The sequence below is a fragment of the Sphingobium sp. AS12 genome (genome assembly GCF_019097845.1).
Taxonomy (GTDB): Bacteria; Pseudomonadota; Alphaproteobacteria; order Sphingomonadales; family Sphingomonadaceae; genus Sphingobium.
In genome coordinates, this window is the sequence record NZ_JAHRGM010000001.1 from 651,100 (window position 1) to 676,459 (window position 25,360).

Sequence of the window (25,360 nt, forward strand, 5' to 3'; positions counted from 1 at the left end):
CGACAAGCGGGGGCAGGCAAGACACCCTGCCCAGGGGTGCAAGAGCGGGTAACGTCCCGCCAAGAATAAAGGACCGGCAGAGACCATGGCCGATAAAGTGAACAATCTTCAGGATATTTTCCTGAACAGCCTGCGCAAGAGCAAGACCCCGGTGACCATGTTTCTGGTCAAGGGCGTGAAGCTGCAAGGCATCATCACCTGGTTCGACAATTTTTCCGTGCTGCTGCGCCGCGATGGCCAGTCCCAGCTGGTGTATAAGCACGCCATCTCCACCGTGATGCCCGCCCAGTCGATGGACCTGACCGACCTGCGCAAGGCGAGCGACGGCAATGGCAAGGCCAAGCTGTTGCAGGAAATCTTCCTGACCGCCGTCCGCAAATCGGGCAGCCCGGTGACGATGTTCCTGGTCAATGGCGTGATGCTTCAGGGCGAAATCGCCGCCTTCGACCTGTTCTGCATGTTGCTGGAACGCGATGGTATGGTCCAGCTGGTCTATAAGCACGCCATTTCCACGGTCCAGCCGCTCCATTCGCTCGACCTGTCGGGCGAGAATGAACAGGACGACTGATCCTGCCCGGAGCCTATTTCCGCCTCCTTTGAATTGAGCGTTTGGAAAGGCCGTATCGAGGCGTCATGCAGTTTGTATGATCGTTCGATGCGGCCTTTCGGCTTTGCGCAACAGGGTTAGGGCAAAGGCATGAGTCTCGATCTTCCAGCTGTCATAGCCGACATTACCGCCACCATGGCGTCGATGGAGGATCGCGGGCAGGTCGCGACCTATATCCCCGAACTCGCGACCGTCGACCCGGCGCAATTCGGCATCGCCATCGTCACCGCCGATGGCCGGGTGCTGACCGGGGGCGACGCTGATACCGGCTTTTCGATCCAGTCGGTGTCCAAGGTGTTTGCGCTCACCCTGGCGCTGGGCAAGGTCGGCGACCAGTTGTGGGACCGGGTGGGGCGCGAGCCGTCGGGCAATGCGTTCAATTCGATCACCCAGCTTGAACATGAGCAGGGCATCCCGCGCAATCCCTTCATCAATGCGGGCGCGATCGTCGTGGCCGACGTCAATCTGGGCGGGCATGAGCCGCGCGTCGCCATTGGCGAGATGCTGCGCTTCGTACGCTATCTGGCTGGCGATGACAGCATCACCATCAACGAAGCGGTCGCCGTGTCGGAAACCGCGACGGGCTTTCGCAACATGGCGCTCGCCAACTATATGCGCGCCTTCAACAATGTGCGGCACCCCGCCGAACTGGTGCTGGGCAGCTACTTCCATCAATGCGCAATCGAGATGAGCTGTCGGCAACTGGCGCTGGCCGGACGCTATCTGATGCTCGACGGGCGGCATCCGGGCGGGGGGCGCGTGATCTCTCCGCGCCGGGCGCGCCGCATCAACGCGCTAATGCTCACCTGCGGACATTATGACGCATCGGGCGACTTCGCCTTCCGCGTCGGCATCCCCGGCAAGTCGGGCGTGGGCGGGGGCATATTGGCGATCGTGCCGGGCCGCGCTGCCATCGCGGTCTGGTCGCCGGGCCTGAACGCCAGCGGCAATAGCTGCCTTGGCACGCTGGCGCTGGAGGAGCTCGCCCGCCGTACCGGCTGGTCGGTGTTCAGCCCGCCGGACGAGGGCGACTGAAGGATATTATCGGATAAGTCTGGAGCCCTTTCCTGCGAGCGGCAGTATCGCCGCGCTGGCAGGAAAATCTGGCTCCCCGAGTAGGATTCGAACCTACGGCCATTCGATTAACAGTCGAATGCTCTACCGCTGAGCTATCGGGGAGCAGCCCGACTTCCGCCGGGCAGGCCGCGCCTATAGCAGCGGCTTTTAAGAATTGGCAAGCGCTAATCTGATCATTTTTTTGGCTCCCCGTCAGGCCGGGCTTTGGCTCCGTTAAAGCCCCCGTTCAGGCGATGAATTGTTCGGCCGCGATGCGGTCGTCCAGTGTATGTTCGGGGTCGAACAACAGGGTCAGTGGGCTTGCGCGGTCAATCTTGATCTCCACCTGGGCGACGTCGCGGACTTCGCGCTGGTCGGCCACGGCGCTGACCGGGCGCTTGACCGGATCAAGCACCGTGAAGCGGATGACTGTGTTTTCCGGCAGGATGGCTCCGCGCCAGCGACGCGGACGAAACGGGCTGATCGGGGTCAGTGCGACCAACGCCGATCCTAGCGGCAGGATCGGCCCATGGGCCGACAGATTATAGGCGGTGGATCCCGCCGGCGTTGCCACCAGCACGCCGTCACACACCAGTTCGGGCAGGACGACGCGGCCATTGACCTGCACCTCCAGCTTGGCGGTCTGGCGGGTTTCGCGCAGCAGCGACACTTCGTTGATGGCGGGGATGGAGAAACGCTCGCCATCGACCGTATCGACGATCATGCGCAGCGGATTGACCTTGAACATCTTGGCCGCTTCCAGCCGCTGCTCCAGCCGCTCCAGCCGCCATTCGTTCATCAGGAAGCCGACCGTGCCCAGGTTCATGCCGAACACCGGGACGATCCGCCGCGCTTCCAGCATCGAATGGAGCGTCTGGAGCATATAGCCGTCGCCACCCAGCGCGATGATCATTTCGGCCTGATCGACCGGCACGAAGTCGTAGGTGGCGCGCAACCGTTCCTCGGCGGCCTTGGCTGCCTGGGTAGGGGACACGACCAGCGCGCGCCGAACCTCGCCGTTCATCCGCCTGTGACGCTCATATGACGACGGGTTGCGGGCGCGGTTTCACCGGCCCCGATGCGGAAGTCATGCCGTGCAGGCTTCAAACGCAGGGCGCGGTCGATCAGCGGCTCGACGGCAGCCAGCCCGCCTTCGCGCAGTGCGGCCTTGAAATCGACATGATCCTCATGGCCCAGGCACATGAAAATCTTGCCCTCGCACGTCATGCGGATGCGGTTGCAATCGGCGCAGAAATTATTGGTGAGCGGGGTAATGAGGCCAAGCCGCGCCGTCATTCCCGCAACGCTGTGATAGCGTGCGGGGCCACCGGTGCGGTCGGACACAGGCGTAAGTGCATAATGCGCGCGAATATCGTCAGCCACCTGGCTCAGCGGCAGATAATGATCGGTCCGGTCCTCGCCTGTTTCGCCCAAGGGCATCGTCTCGATCAGCGTCAGGTCCAGGCCTTCCGCGTCGCACCAGCGCAGCATCGGCAGGATTTCACCGTCATTGACACCTTTCAGCGCCACCATGTTGATCTTGATCGCCAGCCCCGCCGCCTGCGCGGCTTTCAGCCCGCCGAACACCGCCTGTATGTCGCCGCCACGGGTGATATGGGCAAAACGTACCGGGTCCAGGCTGTCGAGGCTCACGTTGATCCGCCGCACGCCCGCATCGGCCAGCATCTCGGCATGATTGATCAAACGGGTACCATTGGTCGTCAGCGTCAGCTCGTCCAGACCATTGCCCAGATGCCGCCCGATCCGGCGCACCAGATCGCCAATGTCGCGGCGCACTAGCGGTTCGCCGCCGGTCAGGCGGATCTTGTTGATGCCGCGCGCCACGAACAGGTCGCCCAGCAGCGCGATCTCCTCCAGCGTCAGCACCTGATTTTTGGGCAGGAACTGCATCTTTTCCGCCATGCAATAGCGGCAGCGCAGGTCACAGCGGTCCGTGACGGATATGCGCAAATAGCTGATCCGGCGGCCAAGGCCGTCGGTCATCTGCGTGCGTGAGGGTTCCGCCATGGCCATGCCCCCTTAGCTAGGGGATGGACCTGCCCCGCGCAAGCACCCCGGTTGCGGGATAGGCAAGACGTCGGTAACCCGTTGCTGCTAAGGCGGCAGGATGCGCACGCCCAGGGGACCATATAAGTGATCGCGGATCAGGCCGCAGACGGACAGCGCAGCCTCTTCATCCTGTCGCCCGGCGACCGGGACGGGCTGTGCCATGCCGCGCAAGCGGCTGGCTGGCGCGCGATTGGTGCGCGACGCGCGCGGGAGGCGCCGCAGCGCTATCTGCGCAGCGAGGCGCAGGTTGCGCTGGTCGATATGCGCGCCGGTGGCGGGGAAGCGAAGCTGCTGGCCCCGCTGGTCCCAGCGATGGAGGCAGGCGGCGGCGCGCTGATCGTGCTGGTCGATCAGGCGGACGAAGCGATGATCCCCGACCTGCTGGATGCCGGGGCGACTCATTTTCTGACCGCCCCTTATAGCGATGCGTCGCTGCGCGCGGCGCTGGCGTCCGCGCAGCGGCTGGTGGAACGATTGGGCGGCGGCGCATCGCATAGCCAGCGCGCCCAGCGGATTCGACGCGGCGACGCGCTATACTGGGAATTGGGGCGCAGCGATTCGCTGCTGCGGCTGAGCGAAAGTCTCGCCCGTCATCTCGATCTGCCGATGGCGCGGGTTCATCCTGCGGCGCTGATCCGCCGCCTGCCACGGGCGGAACGGCGCGCGGTGCTGACGGCGCTAAGGGCGATGATGCGGGCGGGGCGTCCCGCCGCGCTCGCGCATGACCTGCCCGACCGGCCCGGCAACCGGCTGGTCCATCATCTGCGGATCGAGGATGGCGTGGTCGCGGCCGATGTCGAATGGCTGTCCGACGCGCAGGAGCGTGATCTGGCGAGCCGCGACTATCTGACCGGGCTGCGATCGCGGCAGGCGGCGTTGGACTGGCTCGACCGGCGCACCGGGCTGGCGACCACCGCCATATTGCTGTCGATCAGCCAGTTTGAGCGGATGAACGCGGCCTATGGTCAGGTCGTCGGCGACGCGCTGCTGGGGCGCATCGCCCGACGGATCGAGCGGATGGTGGACGATGTCGCGCCCGGCGCTATGGTCGCGCGGATTACCGGCACCGAATTTCTGGTCGGCCTGACCGGCGAAGTGGCGGGCAGCGACCGCGCGACCTTCCTGGCGAGGCAGTTGATCGCGGCGATCGGTCGTCCGTTCAGCGCGGGCGATCATCTCATCCGCCTGATTGCCCGTTGCGGCATAGCCCAGGCGCGGCCTGAAGATGACGCGACCCATTTGCTGCGTCGTGCCGGCACTGCGCTGGCCGATGCGCGGCAGGCGGGCGGGGAGGGTATTCGCATCCTGTCGACCGATCGCCACAGCCGTCAGGTCGATCCCGACCAGCTGGAAACCGACCTGCGTCTCGCACTCGACCGGGGCGAGATCGGCATCGTGTTCCAGCCGCAATATCCGGTGGATTCGCAGGTCATCAGCGGGGTGGAGGCGCTGGCGCGCTGGAACCATCCGCAATATGGCCCGCTGGGCGCGGGTATATTGTTCGCTACCGCCGAACGGTCCGACTATATGCTGCCGTTGTCGGCGCATATCCAGGTGGAGGCGTTGCGGCAGGCAGCGGCATGGCCGCGCGCGCTGTCTGCGCTGCGGCTGTCGATCAATGTGACGGCGGCGGACATCGCCCAGCCCGGTTTCATGAGCGAGCTGCTGGCGATCGTGGACAGCAGCGGATTTCCCCGATCGCGCCTGACGGTGGAGATCACCGAAAGCGGGCTGATCGAGGATGTCGATGCCGCCGCTGCGCTGCTGACTGCGCTCCGGTCGGAGGGGCTGGCGGTCGCGATTGATGATTTCGGTACGGGCTATTCCAGCCTCGCCTATCTCAAGAGCCTGCCGCTCGATTATCTCAAGATCGACAGCGGGCTGGCGCAGGATATTGCCGGGACTGCGCGCGACCGCATCGTCGTGCGCGGGGTCATCCACATGGCCAAGTCGCTGGGTCTGAAGGTCGTGGCGGAAGGGGTGGAGACGCAGCAGCAGCTTGATTTGCTGGCGCGTGAGGGATGCGATTATTATCAGGGTTTCCTGCGATCGGCGGGCGTGTCGTCCGCTGATCTGGTAGCGCTGGTGCTGGCGGGCTGAAGCGCGCTGAAGCGCGCTGATTTCACCTTGATCCGTTCGTTTCGAGCGACGTCGAGAAACAGCGCGCTACCGTTTCTCGACGTCGCTCGAAACGAACGGGGCTTAAGTGCTTCCTTCTTAGAGACTCAGCAACGGCCACAAGACCATGCCCAGTCCGACCAGGCTGACGAGGAAGATCAGCGTGCGGATTTTGGGGATGCCCAGGGCATAGACCGGCAGATAGAGGATGCGAGCGCCCAGCCAGATATGGGCGCCGAGCATCGTCATGTCGCTCGATCGGCCAGCCACCACGACGCCGATCAGCGCGACGATGGCGATGGGCAGGGTTTCCTGAAAATTCGCCTGGGCGCGGGCCAGACGACCGGCCACCGGGTTGAGCGGCGGCAATGTTTCATCGCGCGCCCCCATGTTCCAATTGGTGCCATATTGCTTCGTCTTGACATGGGCGGCGGCGAAGATGTGGATCAGGAGCAGCACCATGCTCCAGGCCAGCACGAACAGTTCGACAGCCATGATCTTCGTCTCCGACCCCGTTGATGGCTCAGCCTAAGCCATCGCCCGGCGGACGACAAGGCATCACCCCGCTGCCTTGGCCAGCCCTTTCGACAATTGGAGCGCGCCGTTGAGGCGGGCGGCGGAGTCGGCCCAGTTGCGGTTGACGACAACCTTGCTGTCGGGGCGCAGCCGCGCCACGCTGTCGAGCCGCTGGATATAGGCGACCAGTCCCGCCGGATTGGGAAAGCGATCCTCGAAGAAGCTGACCAGCGCGCCCTTTTGCCCGACGTCGATCTTGGCGATATTGGCCTTCACGCAATTCTGCTTGATCTCGATGATCTTGAGCAGGTTTTGCGTGGGCGCAGGCAGCTTGCCGAAACGGTCGATCAGTTCGGCGGCGAAGGATTCCAGACCCTGCCTGTCCTCCACCTCGTTCAGGCGGCGATAGAGACCCATGCGCAGGTCGAGATCGGGGACATAATCGTCGGGGATCATGATCGGCGCATCGACGCTGATCTGGGGCGAGAAGCTGTCGCTGCGCGGTTCAAGGCCAGCGCCGCCCGCCTTGGCATCGAGGATCGCCTCCTCCAGCATCGACTGGTAAAGCTCGAACCCGACTTCGCGGATATGGCCCGACTGTTCGTCACCGACCAGATTACCCGCACCGCGAATGTCGAGATCGTGGCTGGCAAGCTGAAAGCCTGCGCCCAGCGTGTCGAGATCGGACAGCACCTTCAGGCGCTTTTCCGCCGTTTCGGTGATGATGCGGTTGGCGGGTGTCGTCATATAGGCATAGGCGCGCGTCTTGGACCGGCCGACGCGACCGCGCAGCTGATAGAGTTGGGCGAGGCCGAAACGGTCGGCGCGGTGGATGATCAGCGTGTTGGCGCTGGGAATGTCCAGCCCACTTTCGACGATGGTGGTGGACAGCAGCACATCGTAGCGCTTGTCGTAAAAGGCCGACATGCGTTCTTCGACCTGCGTGGCGCTCATCTGGCCATGGGCGACGATCGCCTTGATTTCGGGGACTTCGGTGCGGAGATACTCTTCAATCTCGGTCAGGTCGGCGATGCGCGGGACGACGAAGAAGCTCTGTCCGCCGCGATAATGTTCGCGCAGCAGCGCCTCGCGGATCACCACGCCATCCCAGGGCATGATGTAGCTGCGCACCGCCAGACGATCGACCGGCGGGGTCTGGATCACCGACAGTTCGCGCAAACCCGACATCGCCATTTGCAGCGTGCGCGGGATCGGTGTCGCCGTCAGTGTCAGGACATGCACGTCGGTCTTGAGCGATTTCAGCCGCTCCTTGTGGGTCACGCCGAAACGCTGTTCCTCGTCCACGATGACGAGGCCGAGGCGCTTGAACTCGATGCCCTTTGCCAGCAGCGCATGGGTGCCGACGACGATGTCGATGGTGCCATCGGCCAGCCCGGCCTTGACGGCCTTAGCCTCCTTGTCGGGAACCAGGCGGGAGAGGCGACCGATATTGACCGGGAAGCCGCGAAACCGCTCCTCAAACTGCATATGATGCTGACGCGCGAGCAGGGTGGTGGGGCAGATCAGCACGACCTGCATTCCCGCCATTGCTGCAACAAAGGCGGCACGCAGCGCCACCTCGGTCTTGCCAAAGCCCACATCGCCGCAGACGAGCCGGTCCATCGGCTTGCCCGCGCCCAGATCCTCGATCACGTCGAGGATGGCGCGCTCCTGATCCTCTGTCTCCTGATAGGGGAAGCGATCGACAAAGGCGGGATAGCCCGCACTGTCGGGTTCGGCGATAGTGGCAGCGCGCAGCGCGCGTTCGGCGGCGGTCTTGAGCAATTCACCCGCAATCTCGCGGATGCGCTCCTTCATCCTGGCCTTGCGCCGCTGCCACGCTTCGCCGCTCAATTTGTCGAGGCTCACGCCATCGCTGTCGGAGCCGTAGCGGGAGAGGACTTCGAGATTTTCGACCGGCACGAACAATTTGTCGCCGCCCGCATAGCTGAGCGCTACGCAGTCATGCGCCGTCTTGCTGACCGGGATTTGGGTCAGCCCTTCATAGCGGCCAATGCCATGGTCCATATGGACGACCAGATCGCCGGGCGAGAGCGTCGCCAGCTCAGCGAGGAAAGCGTCGGCGCTCTTCTTGCGCTTGGCCCGGCGGACCAGCCGGTCGCCCAGCATATCCTGTTCGGTCAGCACCGCGACGTCGGGCGCGGTGAAACCATGGTCGAGCGGCAGGACGGTCAGCACCACGCTGCCATTGGCGGCCAGCCCCAGCGCCACCTGCCAGCTGTCCGCCGCCGCCATCCGCTTGACGCCATGATCGGCCAGCAGGCCCGACAATCGTTCGCGCGCGCCAGCGGAATAGCTGGCGATCACGACCTTTTTCTTGGTCCGTTGCAGCGTGCCGATATGTTTGCCGACCGCTTCATAGACATTGGCATTTTGGGCGCGTTCGGGCGCAAAATCGCGCGGGCCATCGACCGCAAAGTCCAGCACGGTGGCGCTGTCCGGTTCGTGAAAGGGGGTGGCGACATGCATCGGCCAACGCGCAACGATCGCGTCCCATTCGGCGGCGTCGAGATAGAGGAGATCGGGTTTCAGCGGGCGATAGGCGCCGGGGTCCGACGATTTCGCCTGCACCCGGTTGGCGTGATAATCGCGGATCGCCTCGAACCGGGAATCGGCTGCGCCGACGACGCCATGATCGCGGATGATGACGGCGTCCTCGCCCAGATGGTCTGACAGGGGGACCAGCTTTTCCTCGAACAGTGGCAGCCAATGTTCCATGCCCGACAGGCGCCGCCCGTCGCTGACCGCCTGATAGAGCGGATCGCCGGTCGCGGTCGCGCCGAACATCTCGCGATAGCGGCCGCGGAAGCGCTTGATCGTGTCCTCGTCCAGCAATGCTTCGGAGGCGGGGAGCAGGGTGAAGCCATCGACGCTGCCGGTGGTGCGCTGGTCGCCGGGATCGAAACGGCGGACCGTCTCTATCTCGTCCCCGAAGAAATCGAGGCGGAGCGGCTGGTCCTCGCCGCCCGGAAACAGATCGACAATGCCGCCGCGAATCGCAAACTCGCCACGGTCATGGACGGTATCGGTGCGGACATAGCCATTGGCCTGGAGCATTTCGGCCAGCCGCGTGATCGCGATCCGCTCCTTGGGCGCGAGTTTTGCCACCAGTTGCCGAACGCGGAACGGGGTCAGCGTACGCTGGGTCAGGGCGTTGAGCGTGGTCAGGACCAGTTGCGGGCCGTTGGGTTTGGCCTGCAAGGCGTATAGTCCCGCAAGCCGCGCCGACGCGGTGCGCAGCGACGGGCTGGCCCGGTCATAGGGCAGGCAGTCCCAGGCGGGGATTTCGATAATCTCGATCTCCGGCGCGAAATAATGCGCCGTCTCCGCCACCGCGCGCATCAGTTGCTCGTCTGAAGCGACGAACACGGCGCGACTGGGCGCGGCGCGGGCGATGTCGGCCAGCAGCCAGGGCTGGAACCCGGCCGGGACGCCCGACAGGGTCAGCGGCGCCTTGGCGCGGAGGATTTTCTGGAGATCGGTCATATTCACTACTCGTTCCCCTCCCGCTTGCGGGAGGGGCTAGGGGTGGGCCAGCGGAACAGAGGTGGCGCACGCCCACCCCCTGACCCCCTCCCGCCTGCGGGAGGGGGAACCTGGTCAGTTTTCGATCTTCACGAAATCGAGTTTCAGGAATTTGTCCATCATCGGCCCTTTCCATTCGTCCGGCACGGGGATGGTGCCCAGCGCCCAGCCGATGATGTCGGCATCCTGTTCATCCATGAACCGCTCGAACCAGGCGATTTCCTCGGCATTCCACTCCTTGTGATAGCGCTCGAAAAAGCCGCCGACCGCGTAATCGGATTCGCGCGTGCCACGGTGCCAGGCGCGGAATTTCAGGCGGCGCATCTGGGGATCATCGTTCACAATTTGTTCCTTTTGCGGATACGCCGAAAAAGCCGATCGGATGTTTGTGCCATCGTCCCGGCTGGGGTAGATGCTGGCCAGATAGACATGCGACCCGATATTCTCAATCCGCTCTTTGCCGAAATCTCTGTCCTTAAGGGCATTGGACCGGCGCTGGCCCGGCCGCTGGAGCGGCTGGGGCTGGCGCGTGCGGTCGATGTGGCGTTCCATCTGCCGGTCAGCTGGGTCGATCGCGTCCTGACAGATGAGCTGGACATGGCCGACGCAGGCCGGGTGATCGGCATCGTCCTAACCCCGGTGGATTATCGTGCAAGTGGTAGCGCCCGCGCGCCGTTCCGCGTCCATGCGACGGACAGGCATGGCAATTATGTGTCGCTGACCTATTTTGGCCGGAACAGCGCCTGGCCGCGCAAGCTGTTGCCGCTGGGTGAGCCCAAATTCGTGTCGGGCAAGCTGGAGGCCTATGGCGAAAATCTCCAGATCGTCCACCCCGACCATGTGCTGCCGCCCGACGAGGCCGCAACCATCCCCGCGCGCGAACCGGTCTATGGCCTGTCCGAAGGGCTGACCAACAACCGGATGCGCGATCTGGTGGGGCAGGCGCTGGCCCGTGCGCCGGACCTGCCCGAATGGATCGAACCGAGCCTGCTGGCCCGCAAGGACTGGCCCGGCTGGCGGGAGGCGCTTGCGCGCATCCATGCCGATCCGTCTGACGCGATGGCCCGCGAGCGGCTGGCCTATGACGAGATTTTCGCCGGGCAACTGGCGCTGATGCTGGTGCGGCAATCGTCGCGGCGGCGGCGAGGCGTGCCGATCGCTGGCGATGGGCGCTTGCGTGCCATGCTCAAGCTGCCCTTTGCGCCGACCGGGGCGCAGCGCCGCGCGTTCGGCGAAATTGAGGGCGACATGGCGCAGGCCACACCGATGCTGCGTCTGCTTCAGGGCGATGTCGGGTCGGGCAAGACTCTGGTGGCATTGATGGCGTTGCTCAACGCGGTCGAGGCCGGGATGCAGGGCGCGATGCTGGCCCCGACAGAGATATTGGCGCGGCAACATTATGAGACGCTGCGCAAGATGGCGTCGGGCCTGCCCGTCGAGATCGCCATCCTGACCGGGCGCGACAAGGGCAAGGTGCGCGAAGCCACGCTGATGGGGCTTGCCGATGGCAGCATCGACATCCTCGTCGGCACCCATGCGATCTTTCAGGAGGCGGTGCAGTACAAGCATCTGGGGCTTGCCGTAATTGACGAGCAGCATCGCTTTGGCGTCGCCCAGCGGATGATGCTGGCGAACAAGGCGGAGCGTGCGCCGCATTTGCTGGTGATGACGGCAACGCCGATACCCCGGACACTGACGCTGACATATTATGGCGAGATGGAGGTGTCCAAGCTGGACGAGATGCCGCCCGGTCGCCAGCCGATCCAGACCGTGGTGATGGCCGCCACGCGATTGGACGAAGTGGTCGATGCGCTGGCCCGCCATGTCGAGGGCGGCGGACAAGCCTATTGGGTCTGTCCGCTGGTCGAGGAGAGCGAGACGAGCGATCAGGCCGCTGCGGAGGCACGCGCGGAATCATTGAAGTTGCGCTTTGGCGATCGGGTCGGGCTGGTCCATGGCCGGATGAAGGGGCCGGACAAGGATGCCGCCATGGAGGCCTTTGCCGCCAACCGGACCCAGATATTGGTCGCTACCACGGTGATTGAAGTTGGTGTCGATGTGCCAAACTCCAGCCTGATCATCATCGAGGGGGCGGACCGGTTCGGGCTGGCGCAGTTGCACCAGTTGCGCGGGCGGGTGGGGCGCGGTGACAAGCCATCGGTATGCCTGTTGCTGCGCGGCAACGCACTGGGCGAAACGTCGCGGGCGCGGCTGGCGCTGATGCGCGAGACGAACGATGGCTTCCGCATTGCCGAGGAGGATCTGAAACTGCGCGGCGCGGGCGAAGTGCTGGGGACGCGGCAGTCGGGCGAGCAGCAGTTGAAGCTCGCGACGCCTGAGCATCTGGCATCCTTGCTGGACGCGGCGCGCGATGACGCCCATCTGCTGATCGACCGCGACGGCGGCCTCGACAGCCCGCGCGGACAGGCAGCGCGGACCTGCCTCTATCTGTTCGAGCGGGATGCGGCGGTCGGGTTGCTGCGGGGCGGATAAGAAAATGCTGCATTTGCGAAACAAATGAGGATGCTTCACGTTCGTTCGTCATGAACGACATCAGCATGACTCACATCACGCCCATGGCGGGGCTGTCCATTGGCGTTGTAGTTGGCGTGGCTTTCCTTCTGCACTGGGCGATCTATGCCGTTGCCTTGCGGATCGTCGCTGCTCGCATGACCCCGCTGCTATTGCCTCAAATATTCCAGCCTACCAGATGGCTTGTCGTCCTGATGGCTTTGGCTGGCGGACTGAGTTCCATCAGAATGGGGCCGCGCATCGAACAGCTATGGTCCATCGGATCCAAGATGTTTTTTGCGCTGCTGGCCGGCTGGCTCATCCTGCGTATCTTGCGCGCTCTGCGCAGCATGATCGAGCAAAGGGCCGACATGAGCGTGGAGGATAATCTGAAAGCCAGGCGCCGTCATACGCGCGTTCGTATCCTCTATCGCATCGCTCAGAGCATCGTCGCAGTGCTTGTCATCGCCATGATGCTGATCGCCATCCCCGGCGTACGGACTGTCGGTGTGACTTTGATGGCATCTGCGGGACTGGTTGGCCTGGCCGTCGGCGCGGCGGCTCAGCCGGCGCTCAAAAATCTGATCGCGGGCATTCAGATGGCATTTTCCGAACCGATACGGCTGGACGATGTGGTGATCGTGGAGGGTGAATGGGGTCGGATCGAGGATATTACACTGACCTATGTGATCGTCCACATCTGGGATGACCGGCGAATGGTGGTGCCAGTGTCCTATTTTCTGGAAAAGCCGTTCCAGAACTGGACGACCAAAACGTCCGACCTGCTGGGCACCATTTTTCTTTATGTGGACCCGACCGCCGATGTGGAGCGTATTCGGGCCAAGTTCATCGAATTGACCGGTGCCAACGCCCGGTGGGACAAGCGCGTCGCGATCTTGCAGGTCACCGATCATCGCGCTGATGCGCTGGAACTGCGTGGATTGCTTAGCGCACGCAATGCAGGTGTTGCATTCGACCTGCGCTGCGAGGTGCGGGAAGCGATGCTCTCCTTCCTGCGGACAGACATGCCCGAAGCACTGGTTCGAACCCGTCAGCGGATCGAACCGGACGCTATCTTTACCAAGCCGTCCGTCGCGGCGGGATGAGCGCCATCAGCGCGTCATAGGTGCGCGGGGCGATGGGTTTCAGAAATTCGATGCCCAGCCGCCCGTCCTCGACCCAGCGCACTTCGGCGGGATGGTCCTTCAGGATCGGCAGCCAGATGGTCAGCCGCTCGCCCATCAGCAATTCGCCTTCGGTGCGGCACATCGCACCGAGCGCTGAGATGTTGATGATCCGTACGCCATGAGTTCGGCCGCGCGCGGTGACATGGCTGACCATATCGACCAGATCACGGGTGGCCCGGCGCTGATCCACCGCCGGATCGCGGGAGCGCATGACATGATTGAGGTTGGCGAACAGCGACGACATGGCCGCAGCCTAGGGCGGTGAAGATGGACGCTTTGCTAGGGGAAAACCTTAATTTCCCCCTAACATTCTTTCCGCGTCAGGCGACCACGATCCCATGCTTTTTCGCGCCGAAACTCACCTTGTCGCCCGGTTTCAGCGTCAGGGCGGGATCATTCACCACATTGCCGTTCACGCGGATCGCATTTTCCGACAATTTTCGCCGCGCTTCCTTGTTCGACGTGGCAAAGCCGAGCGCGACATTGGCCTGCACCACTGTCAGCCCGTCCGCACCGATGCTGACCGTTGGCAGGTTGGCGTCGGACGCGCCCTCCTCGAACGTCTTGCGCGCTGTTTCAGCAGACGCAGCCGCCGCTTCCGCGCCATGCGCCATGGCGGTGGCGGCATCGGCCAGTATCTTCTTGGCCTCGTTGATCTCCGCTCCCTCTAGGGCTTCCAACCGGGCGATCTCGTCCAGCGGCAGGTCGGTGAACAGCCGCATGAAGCGACCGACATCGGCATCCTGCGTGTTGCGCCAGAATTGCCAATAATCATAGGGCGGCAGCGCGTCGGCGTTCAACCAAACCGCGCCATTCATGGTCTTGCCCATCTTGCCGCCGTCCGCCGTGGTGATCAGCGGGCTGGTGAGGCCATAGACCTGCGTCCCATCGACCCGGCGCGACAGTTCGATGCCGTTGACGATATTGCCCCACTGGTCCGATCCGCCCATCTGCAACCGGCAGGCCGACCGGCGCGACAGTTCCAGAAAGTCATAGGCTTGCAGGATCATGTAATTGAATTCGAGGAAGCTGAGCGACTGTTCGCGCTCCAGCCGCATCTTGACGCTGTCGAAGCTCAGCATCCGGTTGACCGAGAAATGCTGGCCGATGTCGCGCAGGAACGGGATATATTCCAGTTTGTCGAGCCAGTCGGCATTGTCGACCATGATCGCATCGGTCGGGCCATCGCCAAAGGTCAGGAACTTTTCGAACACCCGCTTGATGCTGGCGACGTTGGACGTGATCAGATCATCGGTCAGCAGCTTGCGGGCTTCGTCCTTGAAGCTGGGGTCGCCGATCTTGCCGGTGCCGCCGCCCATCAGGACGATCGGCTTGTGCCCCGCCTGCTGCATCCGGCGCAGCATCATGATCTGCACCAGGCTGCCGACATGGAGCGAGGGCGCGGTCGGATCGAAACCGATATAGCCGGGCACGATCTCCTTCTGCGCCAGCGCGTCGAGACCCGCCGCATTGGTGACGTCATGGATATAGCCGCGCGTGTCGAGCAGGCGCAGGAGGTCGGACTGATAGTTGCTCATGGCGCGCGCCTGTAGCATTGGGAGGGCGGCTGTAAAAGAGGCGGAGAGTCGTAAATGCTGGCAATCGGCCTGATGTCGGGAACATCGCGCGACGGGATTGATGCGGCGCTGATCGAGACGGATGGCGAGGGGCTGGTCAAGCCGGTCGCTTTTCATGCGCAGGCCTATCATGACGGCTTCCGGGTGCGGCTGGCCGAAGCATGCGGCCGCGCGATGGCGATGGACGCGCCGGGGTTCGAGCCGCTGATCGCATCCGTCGAGGTGGAACTCACTGAATTGCATATCGAGGCAGTGGCCGACCTGCTGGGGCGCAGCGGGCATGTGGCGGAGGAAATCGGCATCATCGGCTTTCATGGCCATACCGTAGCGCACCGGCCCGACCGGCGCTGGACCTGGCAGATTGGCGATGGCGCGGCGCTGGCCGGGGCGTTCGGTATAGCGGTGGTCGGCGACCTGCGCAGCGCGGATGTCGCGGCGGGCGGGCAGGGTGCGCCGCTATTGCCGGTCTATCATCGCGCGCTGGCCGCCGGGCTGGAAAAGCCGGTGGCGGTCCTCAATCTGGGCGGGGTCGCCAATATCACCGCGATCGGATCGGACGGGGCTCTGACAGCTTTCGATACCGGCATGGCGAGCGGCCTGATCGACAATTGGATGCAGGCGCATGGGGATGCGGCCTATGATGCGGGTGGGGCTTGTGCGGCGCTAGGGCGGGTGGATGAGGCGCGGCTGGCGGCAATGCTGGCTGATCCCTGGTTCGCAGTGCCACCGCCCAAGAGCATCGACCGGGAAGCGTTCACGATTCAGGCGGTGCAGGGGCTGAGCCTTGAAGATGGCGCGGCGACGCTGACTGCCTTTTCAGCGGCGGCGGTAGCACGGGGGATTGCCCATCTGGCCGAGCGACCTTTATGCCTGCATGTCGCGGGTGGCGGACGGCATAATGAAACGCTGATGGCGATGCTGGCCGAGCGGTGTGGGGTCGATGTCCGACCAGTCGATGCGCTGGGCTGGGATGGCGACGCGCTGGAGGCGCAGGGCTTTGCCTATATGGCGGTGCGCCATCTGGAGGGGCTGCCGATCAGCTTTCCGGGGACGACGGGCACGCCGGAGCCAATGACCGGCGGGGTGCTGTTTCGGGCTTAACTTCGCATATTTCCTGGTAAATGCGACATTTTATTGCGTGGTTGTGATCCTATCGCAAACGGCGTGGCGCATCATAGCAGCCGGCTTTGCTGTAGGACAGCGGGGGTCAGGCGGAGGCCGCCTCATGCTGGCCAAAGCCATCTGGGCCTTCGGGCGGTCGCTGCCTGATCCAGCGGCTGGCGATCAGCTTGATGCCCGATTGCACCGGTAGCCCGGCATGTTCGCTCATCGGATCGGGGCGGCCGTCGGGTAGGGTGTTGGCAAAGAGCAGGCCGTCACCCTTGCGGCCGCGATGGGTAAGGGGAAGGCGGGTGAAATGGGTTTCGCCGCCCTGATAATCATCGTTGAGATAGACCAGCAGGGTCAGGCTGCGCTGGTTGGTGAGGCCCGGTACGGCATCCAGATGGGGGCGATATTGCTGGCCGGGGCGGTAGCGCAACACTTGCAGGGTTTCGCCCTGTTCGACCGCCGTGCCGCTGACGGCGGCGAGGCGGCGGTTGATGGCGTGGATGGCGGGCCATTCGGACACGATGGGAAACCCCGCCGCATCGGAATCGCGGACCGGATCGGCGACGAAGCGCTTTTGCCCTTCGTGAAAGATCAAGGCGGGGCGCAGCCGCCGGTCGGACAGTGTGGCGAGCAGTTCACATTCCGGCGCGGTGAGCAGGCCGGGCAACGCGACAATCATTGGGTTGTCGGACAATGGCTGAGGCGCAGGCAGGTCAAGCGGATCACCTGTGGCGTCGATCGCCATCGCCGCGATCAGGGCGCGCTGTTGCGCGGCAATCGGATCGCGGTCCGCCCAGTCGTCGAGCATCGCCAGCGCCCCGGCCCAGTCGCGCGCGCCGCCGACGCCGGATGCGAGAAAGCCGGCGAGAATCCGTGCTGCGCCGATGGTGTTGGCAGCGGCCAGATCAGCGCGGGCGGCGGGCAGATCGCGCGGCACCAGCCGCCCCTCGACGCGCCAGAGCGCCCGCAGCGCCAGCGCGTCGCCATCGCCCCGTGCGCAACCGGCATCAACCAGCCCACGCGCCGACGCGCTGTCACCGCGCTGGAGCAGCGCCAGCGCCTCTGCCGCCACACCTGCCATCAGCGCTTGCGGGTCAGCTCCCGCATGGCCGCGTCGATGCCCTCGATCGTCAGCGGATACATGCGGTCATTCATAGCCTCGCGGATCAGGCGGGTCGACTGGCTATAGCCCCAATGCGCTTCCGGCGTCGGGTTGAGCCACACGGTTGCGGGATAGGTATGGGCGACCCGCTGCAGCCACACCCCGCCCGCTTCCTCGTTCATATGTTCGACCGACCCGCCCGGATGGCTGATCTCATAGGGGCTCATCGCCGCGTCGCCGACGAAGATCACTTTGTAATCATGGCCATATTTGTGGAGGATGTCCCAGGTCGGGGTACGTTCGGCAAAGCGGCGGCGATTATCCTTCCACACGCCATCATAGAGGCAGTTATGGAAGTAGAAAAATTCCATATTCTTGAATTCGCTGGTGGCAGCGGAGAAGAGTTCCTCGCACAGCTTGACGAACGGGTCCATCGATCCGCCAACATCCAGAAACAGCAGCAGCTTGACCGCATTATGCCGTTCCGGGCGCATTCGGATGTCCAGCCAGCCCTGCCGCGCGGTGCCACGGATGGTTTCGTCCAGGTCCAGTTCTTCCGCCGATCCTTCGCGCGCGAAACGGCGCAGGCGGCGCAGCGCGACCTTGATATTGCGGGTGCCCAGTTCCTTCGTGTTGTCGAGATTGGCGAAGTCGCGCTTCTCCCACACCTTGATCGCGCGCTTATGTTTGCTCGTTCCACCGATGCGGACGCCTTCGGGATTATAGCCGCCATGGCCGAAAGGGGATGTGCCGCCGGTGCCGATCCATTTATTGCCGCCCTGATGCCGCCCCTGCTGCTCCTCCAGCCGCTTCTTGAGCGTCTCCATAATTTCGTCCCAGTCGCCCAGCGACTTGATCTTCTCCATCTCTTCGGGGCTGAGATATTTTTCGGCGACCAGCCGCAGCCATTCCTCCGGTATCTCCGCCTCTACGCCTGAACTGCCCAGAACGCCCTTGAACACCTGTCCGAACACCTGATCGAAGCGGTCGAGCAGGCCTTCATCCTTCACATAGGTGGCGCGGGCTAGATAATAGAAATCCTCCGGCCGCCGTTCGATGACGTCGCGGTCCAGCGCTTCCAGCAGCAGCAGATGCTCCTTGATGCTGGCGGGGATGCCAGCGGCCCGGAGCGCATCGAGAAAATTGAGCAGCATGGCTGCCCTTGTCGGGCAGCGCGGCGCGCGATGCAAGCGGCCGGATTGATGGCTTGTCGGAATATTAAGTGTTGCAGTGCATGGTTAATGCGTCACTATTCGTTCTTCCAGAAATTTGGGGCGCACGCTTGGAAAACAGGGACTTGCTGGCTGACCTTGGTGAACGGTCAGGTGACATCGCGCTGCAATGCAGCGAAACGGCGGGCTTTCTGAGCGAGCTGAACCGGCGCATCCAGCAGGATTCGGCGCGCCTGTCCGATTTGCAGGCGAATATGAATACGCTGGCCACCAGCCAGAATGAAAGCGTCGCCGCCGCGCAGGAATTGAGCCTGACCGCGCGCCGGGCCGGGCGGATCATCGCCGACGGGCATGAGGTCATCACCCTGTCGCTGGGCGAAGTGGCGGGGCTGGTGGAGCATGTCACGGGACTGGAGGGACATTTGCGCCAGTTCCTGTCGGTGATCGAAGCGGTGGGCGACATTTCCGACGAGCTGGGTGCGATCGCGCGGCAGACGCGGCTGCTGGGCATCAATGCCGCGATCGAGGCGGCGCGTGGCGGGGCGGCGACGCAGGGCTTTGCCGTGGTGGCGGACGAAATCCGGCGGCTGGCGGGCCAGGCGGGCGAATCGGCGGCGTCTGTCGGCGACAAGCTCGGCCAGCTGGATCGCGATGCGCGGCGGCTGATCGGCGGGGTGGAGGCCAATATCGTGCGGGGGCGCGACGTTGGCACGCATATCGACCGGCTGCGGATGAGCATGGCGGAGATCGCGTCGCTGGTAACGCAATTTGCCGAGCGGTCCGACGCGATCGTGACCTGCACCGATGAAGCGGATGGCGATGTCGCGGCGCTGCGGCAGGGGCTGGCGCTGTTCAGCCAGTCGGCGAGTGAAAGCGCGACGCGCGTGGAGGTGGCGCGCGGGCAGCTGGAAGGGCTGGAGGGGATGGCCAATGCCATGCTCGACACCGCCGCGCACGGCCCGCAGCGCACCCGCAACAGCCGCTATATCGCACTGGCGGAAGAGGGCGCGGATGAAGTCATGGCGCTTATCCAGCAGGGGATTGCCGACAATCAGCTGAGCCTGGCCGATCTGTTCGACACGGACTATCGCGCGATCGAGGGTTCCAACCCTACGCAATATCAGACCCGTTTCACCGCCTTTGCCGACGCGCTGCTGCGCCCGACGCTGGACCGGCGTACCAGCGAGGACAGCGCGATCGTGGGCTGCTGCCTGATCGACATGAACGGCTATCTGCCCACCCATATCAGCACGCGCAGCCAGCCCCAGCGGCCGGGCGACCCGCGCTGGAACATGGAACATGCGCGCAATCGCCAGATGTTCATGGACAGCCAGACCCGCCGAGCGCTGGACGGGGAGGGGGATTTTTTCCTGTTCACCTATCGCCAGGATCTGGGCGAGGGCCGCTATCGCGCGCTGCGCAGCGTGTTCGTGCCGCTGGTCTTTGGCGGGCGGCGCTGGGGGCTGTATGAGGTCGGCTATCTGATCTGACGGACTGGATCAGGGCAAGGCCGGGCGCGCATAGGGATATTTGCGGATGGAGGGTGCGGCAGGTCCGGCATATTCAGGGATGCAATCGCCTGATGCCCTTATGCCCGGAGTTCACCCCATGAAAACCATCCTGCTGCACATTCATGAGGATAGCGCCCAGGCGAGCAGGATGGAGGTCGCACTGGACATTGCCCGCGCGACCGGCGCGCATATCCGCTGTCTTCAGGTCACCCCGGTGATCGATTATGTTTCGGCGGATATGTATGGCGGCAGCTATGTGCTGCCCAGCGACATCGACAATATTCGCGTCGCCGAGGCGCAAGAAAAGGAAAAGGTCGAAGCGCGGATGCAGCGCGAGGGCGTGACATGGGACTGGCGGCACAGTGACGGCGATGTCGTGCAATGCCTGCTGTCCGCGTCGCGACTGGCCGATGCGATCGTCGTGACCCTGCCGGCGCAGGGCCGCCGGGCGATTGGCGATCCGCTGCCGATCGTCCCCGACCTTGCGGTCAGCAGCCGCGCACCGATCCTGGCGGTGCCGCAGGGGTGCCAGCGCTTTGCCTGTCAGGGGCGGGCGATGGTGGCGTGGGACGGATCGCATGAGGCCGCCGTCGCGCTGTGTGCCGCCCGGCCGCTGCTGGCGCTGGCCAGCGAGGTGCATGTCGTCACGGTCGAGGAAAAGTCCAAGCGCGATTTCCCCCCGATCGACGCCAGCGAATATCTCTCCCGCCATGGTATTGCGTCGGAAATCCACGAATGGCCGCGCAAGGGCCGCACGGTCGAGGAGGCGCTGGCCGCCGCAGCGGACGAACTGCGCGCGGACTGGATTGCCATGGGTGCCTTTGGCCATAGCCGCCTGCGCGAAACCATCTTTGGCGGCGTCACCCGTTATCTGCTGGGCGAAGCGCGCGTTCCGCTCTTGCTGGCGCACTGATTTCCGGTCAGTGATGGGCGATGGCGATCAACGATGTCGATCCGCGCGATGATGCGCACAGCCTGGAACAGGCATTGCTTGGATCGATCCTGGCGACGGTGCCTGACGCCTTGATCGTCATCGACGCGCGCGGGCGCATCATATCGTTCAGCCCGGCGGCGCAGCGGATGTTCCATTATAGCGAAGCCGATGTGCTGGGCGAGAATGTGGCGATGCTGATGCCATCACCCGATCGGGAGCGTCATGACGGCTATCTGGCCCATTATCGCGACACTGGGGAAAAGAAGATCATCGGCATTGGTCGCCTGACCACGGCCCGGCGGCGGGACGGGTCAACCTTTCCGATCGAACTGGCGGTGGGTGAGGTGCATGATCAGGGGGAGCCGTTGTTTACGGGCTTCATCCGCGACCTGACCGAGCGGCAGCGGACCGAGCGGCGGGTACAGGATTTGCAGGCGGAACTGAGCCATGCGTCGCGCGTGACCGCCATGGGGACGCTGGCCGCCGCGCTGGCGCATGAACTCAACCAGCCCTTGACCGCGATCGCCAACTATATGGAGGCGGGGCGCGACCTGCTGGCGCAGGACGGCGCGATCGACCGTGCGTTGCTGGGCGAAGCGATGGACGAGGCCGCGACCCAGGCGCTGCGCGCGGGGGAGATCATCCGGTCGCTGCGCGAATTCATCCGCCGGGGGGAGGCCGATCGCCAGCCCGAAACAGTCTCCACTTTGTTGTCGGAAGGGGTGGCGCTGGCCTTTATCGGCATCGACAGCCGGGGCATCGACATGGACATTGCGGTCGATCCGCGCGTCGGGCGGATCATGGCCAACAGGGTGCAGGTGCAGCAGGTGATTATCAACCTGGTCCGCAATGCGGTGGAAGCGATGGAGGGACGGCCCATGCGCGTCCTTCATCTCTCCGCTGCGCCGGATGAGGAAGGCCGGGTGGAAATCATCATCGCCGACAGCGGTCCCGGCCTTGATCCCGCCGCGGAACGATCGCTCTTCACCCCGTTCAGCACGACCAAGCCCACGGGAATGGGAGTTGGCCTGTCGATCAGCCGCACCATCGTCGAAGGGCATGGCGGTCGCATCTGGGCGACCCGGTCGCGCTGGGGCGGTGTCGCCTTTCACTTCACCCTTGATCCTGCGGATTGACGCCATGACCCAACCCCTCATCTATGTCGTCGATGATGATGAGGCGATCCGCCGATCGCTCAGCTTCATGCTCAAGACCAGCGGCTTTGCGGTGCAGAGTTTTTCGGGCGGCATCCCCTTCCTGAAGGATGCCGCCGGGCTGGAGCAGGGCTGCGTGCTGCTGGACGTGCGGATGCCGGATATGGACGGGCTGGAGGTGCAGCGCGAACTGCGCGCGCGGGGCATCCTGTTGCCCGTCGTCATCATGACCGGTCATGGCGATGTCGGCATGGCGGTCGCCGCGATGAAGGCGGGCGCGACCGATTTTATCGAAAAGCCGTTCGAGAAAGCGGCGCTGCTGGACGCCATCGCCGCCGCCAATGCGCAGGTCGCCGCCCACCGCGATGCCGGCGCACGGCGCGAGGATGCGCAGGCGCGCCTCAATATCCTGACCGATCGTGAGCGTGAGGTGCTGGCGGGGCTGGTCGAAGGGCTGCCCAACAAGTCGATCGCCTATGACCTGGGCATTTCGCCGCGCACGGTGGAAATTCACCGCGCCAACCTGATGCAGAAACTGGACGTGCGCAGCCTGTCCGAAGCGCTGCGCATCGCGTTTCAGGCCGGGCTGGAATGACGCCCCATCAGGGACATTACGGATAGGCCCATGCCTGTCGCTGCGTCAGGCAGCGATCATGATGATGCATTTTGATCTGGCGCAAACCGCGCCCGCCGCCGCCCCGGTTCCTTGCCAGGATGCGAGTTACTGCCAGCAATGCGACGTGCGCGCGCGCGCCATTTGCGGCACGCTGGAGGATGACGAGCGCACAGCGCTCAATCGCCTTGGTCGGCGGGTCATGGTTCAGGCCGGACAGACAGTGATGTGGGAGGGTGACGACGCCACCATCGTCGCCAATGTCATCGAAGGCACGCTCAAATTGTCGGCCTCCACCGGCGACGGACGCGAACAGATTGTCGGCGTGGTCTATCCATCCGATTTCATCGGCCGCCCCTTTGGCCGCAGCACGCCGCACAGCGTCACCGCGCTGACCGACGCCCGGCTTTGCCTGTTCACGCGGGGCGCTTTCGATGGCTTTGCCCGGACCCATCCCGAATTGGGTCATCGCCTGCTGCAACGCACGCTGGACGATCTCGATCGGGCACGGGCCTGGATGCTGCTGCTGGGCCGCAAAAATGCGCGGGAAAAGATTGCGACCTTCCTGCTCGATATGTCGCGCCGGCTGGCAGGGGAGGGCGCAGGGCCGCTCGACAGCTTCGCCCTGCCCCTGTCGCGTCAGCAGGTCGCTGATGTGCTGGGCCTGACGATCGAGACGGTGAGCCGCCAGATGACCGACATGAAGCGCGCCGGGATCATCGCGCTGCCCAATCGGCGCACGGTTGATATTCTGGATCGCGATCAGTTGGCCTGCTGCGCCGAAGCGGCCTGATCCGCCTGTTTCGGCCCGGCTAGGGACATTCCCCTACAGACCCCGATCCCCCCTTTTGACAGAGGACAAGGACAGTCGATGTCCGCCCGTGCAGGCGATTTCGACGAACATATCTCCTGGGGGATAAGCATGGAACAATTGGTCATCAAGGCGGGCGGATGGTTCGCGCTGGCCCTGCTTGCAGCTGCTGCTGCCGTCATGGCGGCGGACACCGGCTTTGCCGTCCATATGACGATCGTCGCAGCGACGGGATTGCTGCTCGCGGCGCTCACCCTCAATCGCGCCGATTATGGCGCGATCGCGCGGGGCGCGCTCAAAATGCCCGATCCGGGGCGCTATGATGACGACATGATCCGCTTGGGCGTGATCGCTACCGTTTTCTGGGGATTGGCCGGATTTCTCGCCGGGCTCTACATCGCGCTCCAGCTGGCCTTTCCGGGGCTGAACCTGGGGATCGAATATACCAGCTTCGGGCGGTTGCGGCCGCTGCATACGTCGGCGGTGATCTTTGCCTTTGGCGGCAATGCGCTGATCGCGACCAGCTTCTATGTCGTGCAGCGCACCTGCCGCGCGCGGCTCGCCTTCCCGACGATGGCCCGGTTCGTGTTCTGGGGATACCAGATGTTCATCGTGCTGGCGGCCACCGGCTATCTGCTGGGCATTACCGAGGGCAAGGAATATGCCGAGCCGGAATGGTATGTCGACCTGTGGCTGACGGTCGTGTGGGTCTGTTACCTGCTGGTGTTCGGCGGCACGATCCTGAAGCGGTCCGAACCGCATATCTATGTGGCCAACTGGTTTTACCTCGCCTTCATCATCACCGTGGCCATGCTGCACATCGTCAATAATCTGTCGATGCCGGTCAGCCTGCTGGGGTCCAAAAGCTACAGCGCCTTTGCGGGGGTGCAGGATGCGCTGACCCAATGGTGGTACGGCCATAACGCGGTCGGCTTCTTCCTGACCGCCGGTTTCCTGGCGATGATGTATTATTTCGTCCCCAAGCAGGCCGAGCGACCGGTCTATAGCTATCGCCTGTCGATCATCCACTTCTGGTCGCTGATCTTCCTCTACATCTGGGCGGGTCCGCACCATCTGCATTACACCGCGCTGCCTGACTGGGCGCAGACGCTGGGCATGGTATTTTCGATCATGCTGTGGATGCCGAGCTGGGGCGGGATGATCAACGGCCTGATGACGCTGAACGGCGCATGGGACAAGATCCGCACCGATCCGATCATCCGCATGATGGTGATGGCGCTCGCTTTCTACGGCATGTCGACCTTTGAAGGCCCGATGATGTCGATCAAGGCGGTCAACAGCCTGTCCCACTATACCGACTGGACGATCGGCCATGTCCATAGCGGCGCTTTGGGCTGGAACGGCATGATCACCTTTGCCTGTCTCTATTATATGACGCCGCGTCTGTGGGGCCGGGAACGCCTTTATTCGCTGCGCATGATCAACTGGCACTTCTGGCTCGCGACCGTGGGCATCGTTCTCTACGCCGCGGCGATGTGGACGGCGGGCATCATGCAGGGGCTGATGTGGCGCGAATATGGCAGCGACGGCTACCTTGTCTATGCCTTCTCCGAAGTCGTGAAGGCCATGTTCCCCATGTATGTCATCCGCGCGGCGGGCGGCCTGCTCTATCTGGCTGGCGCGATCATCATGGCGGTCAATATCGGCCTGACCATCGCCGGACGCCAGCGGGACGAAAAGCCGATGCGCGACGCCGCCTTCGATCCTGCTGCGGATCGTCCCCTCCAGCCGCACGCCGCGTGAC

Annotated in this window: 21 protein-coding genes and 1 tRNA gene; 12 read left to right on the top strand and 10 right to left on the bottom strand. The window is 64.0% G+C overall.

The window, feature by feature from the left end; translation table 11 throughout:
• Nucleotides 1-85 precede the first annotated feature (85 nt).
• Both hfq and KRZ98_RS03255 read left to right on the top strand, forming a co-directional pair.
• On the top strand, nucleotides 86-568 hold the full coding sequence (gene hfq, locus KRZ98_RS03250) for an RNA chaperone Hfq (protein WP_006960545.1): 483 nt from the start codon (nucleotides 86-88) through the stop codon (nucleotides 566-568).
• Nucleotides 569-697: 129 nt separating this feature from the next.
• A complete protein-coding gene (locus KRZ98_RS03255; RefSeq protein ID WP_217672203.1) occupies nucleotides 698-1,642 on the top strand; it encodes a glutaminase in 945 nt (314 codons plus the stop codon).
• A gap of 69 nt (nucleotides 1,643-1,711) precedes the next feature.
• Here the strand turns inward: KRZ98_RS03255 and KRZ98_RS03260 are convergent.
• The 3 genes from KRZ98_RS03260 to moaA all read right to left on the bottom strand — a co-directional run bounded on the left by KRZ98_RS03260 (nucleotide 1,712) and on the right by moaA (nucleotide 3,697).
• A tRNA-Asn gene (locus tag KRZ98_RS03260) sits at nucleotides 1,712-1,786 on the bottom strand.
• Nucleotides 1,787-1,910: 124 nt separating this feature from the next.
• Nucleotides 1,911-2,687: an NAD kinase gene (locus tag KRZ98_RS03265; RefSeq protein ID WP_217672204.1), complete on the bottom strand. Its 777-nt coding sequence runs from the start codon at nucleotides 2,685-2,687 to the stop codon at nucleotides 1,911-1,913.
• Nucleotides 2,684-3,697 (bottom strand): GTP 3',8-cyclase MoaA, encoded by a 1,014-nt coding sequence (moaA, locus tag KRZ98_RS03270; protein WP_217672205.1) that lies wholly within the window; start codon nucleotides 3,695-3,697, stop codon nucleotides 2,684-2,686. Before moaA ends, KRZ98_RS03265 begins: the two co-directional genes overlap by 4 nt.
• Before the next feature lie 120 nt (nucleotides 3,698-3,817).
• Here moaA and KRZ98_RS03275 point away from each other — a divergent pair, with 120 nt between their 5' ends.
• Entirely contained in the window at nucleotides 3,818-5,833 is a 2,016-nt protein-coding gene (locus KRZ98_RS03275) for a bifunctional diguanylate cyclase/phosphodiesterase (RefSeq protein WP_217672206.1), read from the top strand.
• A 117-nt stretch (nucleotides 5,834-5,950) separates the two neighbouring features.
• On the opposite strand, the gene KRZ98_RS03280 is transcribed toward KRZ98_RS03275, so the two are convergent.
• The 3 genes from KRZ98_RS03280 to KRZ98_RS03290 all read right to left on the bottom strand — a co-directional run bounded on the left by KRZ98_RS03280 (nucleotide 5,951) and on the right by KRZ98_RS03290 (nucleotide 10,255).
• On the bottom strand, nucleotides 5,951-6,346 hold the full coding sequence (locus tag KRZ98_RS03280) for an MAPEG family protein (protein WP_217672207.1): 396 nt from the start codon (nucleotides 6,344-6,346) through the stop codon (nucleotides 5,951-5,953).
• Nucleotides 6,347-6,409: 63 nt separating this feature from the next.
• A complete protein-coding gene (mfd, locus tag KRZ98_RS03285) occupies nucleotides 6,410-9,874 on the bottom strand; it encodes a transcription-repair coupling factor (RefSeq protein WP_217672420.1) in 3,465 nt (1,154 codons plus the stop codon).
• 114 nt (nucleotides 9,875-9,988) lie between these two features.
• Nucleotides 9,989-10,255, bottom strand: a complete 267-nt coding sequence (locus KRZ98_RS03290; protein WP_017182360.1) for a succinate dehydrogenase assembly factor 2 — start codon at nucleotides 10,253-10,255, stop codon at nucleotides 9,989-9,991.
• Nucleotides 10,256-10,342: 87 nt separating this feature from the next.
• On the opposite strand from KRZ98_RS03290, the gene recG reads away from it, so the two are divergent.
• Nucleotides 10,343-12,406, top strand: coding sequence for an ATP-dependent DNA helicase RecG (recG, locus tag KRZ98_RS03295; protein WP_217672208.1), 2,064 nt, complete (start codon nucleotides 10,343-10,345; stop codon nucleotides 12,404-12,406).
• 50 nt (nucleotides 12,407-12,456) lie between these two features.
• The gene (locus KRZ98_RS03300; RefSeq protein ID WP_217672209.1) at nucleotides 12,457-13,530 is read left to right on the top strand and encodes a mechanosensitive ion channel family protein; all 1,074 of its coding nucleotides are present in this window, start codon (nucleotides 12,457-12,459) and stop codon (nucleotides 13,528-13,530) included.
• On the opposite strand, the gene KRZ98_RS03305 is transcribed toward KRZ98_RS03300, so the two are convergent.
• Both KRZ98_RS03305 and tyrS read right to left on the bottom strand, forming a co-directional pair.
• Complete coding sequence (locus KRZ98_RS03305) at nucleotides 13,502-13,855, bottom strand: PilZ domain-containing protein (RefSeq protein ID WP_217672210.1); 354 nt, start codon at nucleotides 13,853-13,855, stop codon at nucleotides 13,502-13,504. The two genes, KRZ98_RS03300 and KRZ98_RS03305, sit on opposite strands and share 29 nt — an antisense overlap.
• Before the next feature lie 76 nt (nucleotides 13,856-13,931).
• Nucleotides 13,932-15,149 (bottom strand): tyrosine--tRNA ligase, encoded by a 1,218-nt coding sequence (gene tyrS / locus KRZ98_RS03310; protein ID WP_217672211.1) that lies wholly within the window; start codon nucleotides 15,147-15,149, stop codon nucleotides 13,932-13,934.
• A gap of 54 nt (nucleotides 15,150-15,203) precedes the next feature.
• On the opposite strand from tyrS, the gene KRZ98_RS03315 reads away from it, so the two are divergent.
• Nucleotides 15,204-16,289, top strand: a complete 1,086-nt coding sequence (locus tag KRZ98_RS03315) for an anhydro-N-acetylmuramic acid kinase (RefSeq protein WP_217672212.1) — start codon at nucleotides 15,204-15,206, stop codon at nucleotides 16,287-16,289.
• 106 nt (nucleotides 16,290-16,395) lie between these two features.
• Here KRZ98_RS03315 and KRZ98_RS03320 read toward each other — a convergent pair whose 3' ends face one another.
• Complete coding sequence (locus tag KRZ98_RS03320) at nucleotides 16,396-17,379, bottom strand: 2OG-Fe(II) oxygenase (protein ID WP_217672213.1); 984 nt, start codon at nucleotides 17,377-17,379, stop codon at nucleotides 16,396-16,398.
• Nucleotides 17,379-18,554, bottom strand: a complete 1,176-nt coding sequence (locus KRZ98_RS03325; protein WP_217672214.1) for a VWA domain-containing protein — start codon at nucleotides 18,552-18,554, stop codon at nucleotides 17,379-17,381. Before KRZ98_RS03325 ends, KRZ98_RS03320 begins: the two co-directional genes overlap by 1 nt.
• A gap of 143 nt (nucleotides 18,555-18,697) precedes the next feature.
• Between KRZ98_RS03325 and KRZ98_RS03330 the strand changes: the two genes are divergently transcribed.
• The 6 genes from KRZ98_RS03330 (at nucleotide 18,698) to ccoN (ending at nucleotide 25,359) form a co-directional block, all read left to right on the top strand.
• Entirely contained in the window at nucleotides 18,698-20,062 is a 1,365-nt protein-coding gene (locus KRZ98_RS03330) for a methyl-accepting chemotaxis protein (protein WP_254798041.1), read from the top strand.
• Between the two features lie 118 nt (nucleotides 20,063-20,180).
• Complete coding sequence (locus KRZ98_RS03335) at nucleotides 20,181-20,996, top strand: universal stress protein (protein WP_217672216.1); 816 nt, start codon at nucleotides 20,181-20,183, stop codon at nucleotides 20,994-20,996.
• A gap of 20 nt (nucleotides 20,997-21,016) precedes the next feature.
• On the top strand, nucleotides 21,017-22,153 hold the full coding sequence (locus KRZ98_RS03340; RefSeq protein WP_217672217.1) for a sensor histidine kinase: 1,137 nt from the start codon (nucleotides 21,017-21,019) through the stop codon (nucleotides 22,151-22,153).
• A gap of 4 nt (nucleotides 22,154-22,157) precedes the next feature.
• Nucleotides 22,158-22,766: a response regulator FixJ gene (gene fixJ / locus KRZ98_RS03345; protein WP_217672218.1), complete on the top strand. Its 609-nt coding sequence runs from the start codon at nucleotides 22,158-22,160 to the stop codon at nucleotides 22,764-22,766.
• Between the two features lie 58 nt (nucleotides 22,767-22,824).
• Nucleotides 22,825-23,577: a Crp/Fnr family transcriptional regulator gene (locus KRZ98_RS03350; protein ID WP_217672219.1), complete on the top strand. Its 753-nt coding sequence runs from the start codon at nucleotides 22,825-22,827 to the stop codon at nucleotides 23,575-23,577.
• 129 nt (nucleotides 23,578-23,706) lie between these two features.
• Nucleotides 23,707-25,359, top strand: coding sequence for a cytochrome-c oxidase, cbb3-type subunit I (gene ccoN / locus KRZ98_RS03355; protein ID WP_217672421.1), 1,653 nt, complete (start codon nucleotides 23,707-23,709; stop codon nucleotides 25,357-25,359).
• The last annotated feature ends 1 nt before the right edge of the window (nucleotide 25,360 follow it).

Coding starts and splice junctions, on each gene's coding strand:
- hfq (WP_006960545.1), top strand. CDS start 86: ATGGCCGATAAAGTGAACAATCTTCAGGATATTTTCCTGAACAGCCTG.
- KRZ98_RS03255 (WP_217672203.1), top strand. CDS start 698: ATGAGTCTCGATCTTCCAGCTGTCATAGCCGACATTACCGCCACCATG.
- KRZ98_RS03265 (WP_217672204.1), bottom strand. CDS start 2,687: ATGAACGGCGAGGTTCGGCGCGCGCTGGTCGTGTCCCCTACCCAGGCA.
- moaA (WP_217672205.1), bottom strand. CDS start 3,697: ATGGCCATGGCGGAACCCTCACGCACGCAGATGACCGACGGCCTTGGC.
- KRZ98_RS03280 (WP_217672207.1), bottom strand. CDS start 6,346: ATGGCTGTCGAACTGTTCGTGCTGGCCTGGAGCATGGTGCTGCTCCTG.
- mfd (WP_217672420.1), bottom strand. CDS start 9,874: ATGACCGATCTCCAGAAAATCCTCCGCGCCAAGGCGCCGCTGACCCTG.
- recG (WP_217672208.1), top strand. CDS start 10,343: ATGCGACCCGATATTCTCAATCCGCTCTTTGCCGAAATCTCTGTCCTT.
- KRZ98_RS03300 (WP_217672209.1), top strand. CDS start 12,457: ATGAACGACATCAGCATGACTCACATCACGCCCATGGCGGGGCTGTCC.
- KRZ98_RS03305 (WP_217672210.1), bottom strand. CDS start 13,855: ATGTCGTCGCTGTTCGCCAACCTCAATCATGTCATGCGCTCCCGCGAT.
- tyrS (WP_217672211.1), bottom strand. CDS start 15,149: ATGAGCAACTATCAGTCCGACCTCCTGCGCCTGCTCGACACGCGCGGC.
- KRZ98_RS03315 (WP_217672212.1), top strand. CDS start 15,204: ATGCTGGCAATCGGCCTGATGTCGGGAACATCGCGCGACGGGATTGAT.
- KRZ98_RS03320 (WP_217672213.1), bottom strand. CDS start 17,379: ATGGCAGGTGTGGCGGCAGAGGCGCTGGCGCTGCTCCAGCGCGGTGAC.
- KRZ98_RS03325 (WP_217672214.1), bottom strand. CDS start 18,554: ATGCTGCTCAATTTTCTCGATGCGCTCCGGGCCGCTGGCATCCCCGCC.
- KRZ98_RS03335 (WP_217672216.1), top strand. CDS start 20,181: ATGAAAACCATCCTGCTGCACATTCATGAGGATAGCGCCCAGGCGAGC.
- KRZ98_RS03340 (WP_217672217.1), top strand. CDS start 21,017: ATGGCGATCAACGATGTCGATCCGCGCGATGATGCGCACAGCCTGGAA.
- fixJ (WP_217672218.1), top strand. CDS start 22,158: ATGACCCAACCCCTCATCTATGTCGTCGATGATGATGAGGCGATCCGC.
- KRZ98_RS03350 (WP_217672219.1), top strand. CDS start 22,825: ATGATGATGCATTTTGATCTGGCGCAAACCGCGCCCGCCGCCGCCCCG.
- ccoN (WP_217672421.1), top strand. CDS start 23,707: ATGGAACAATTGGTCATCAAGGCGGGCGGATGGTTCGCGCTGGCCCTG.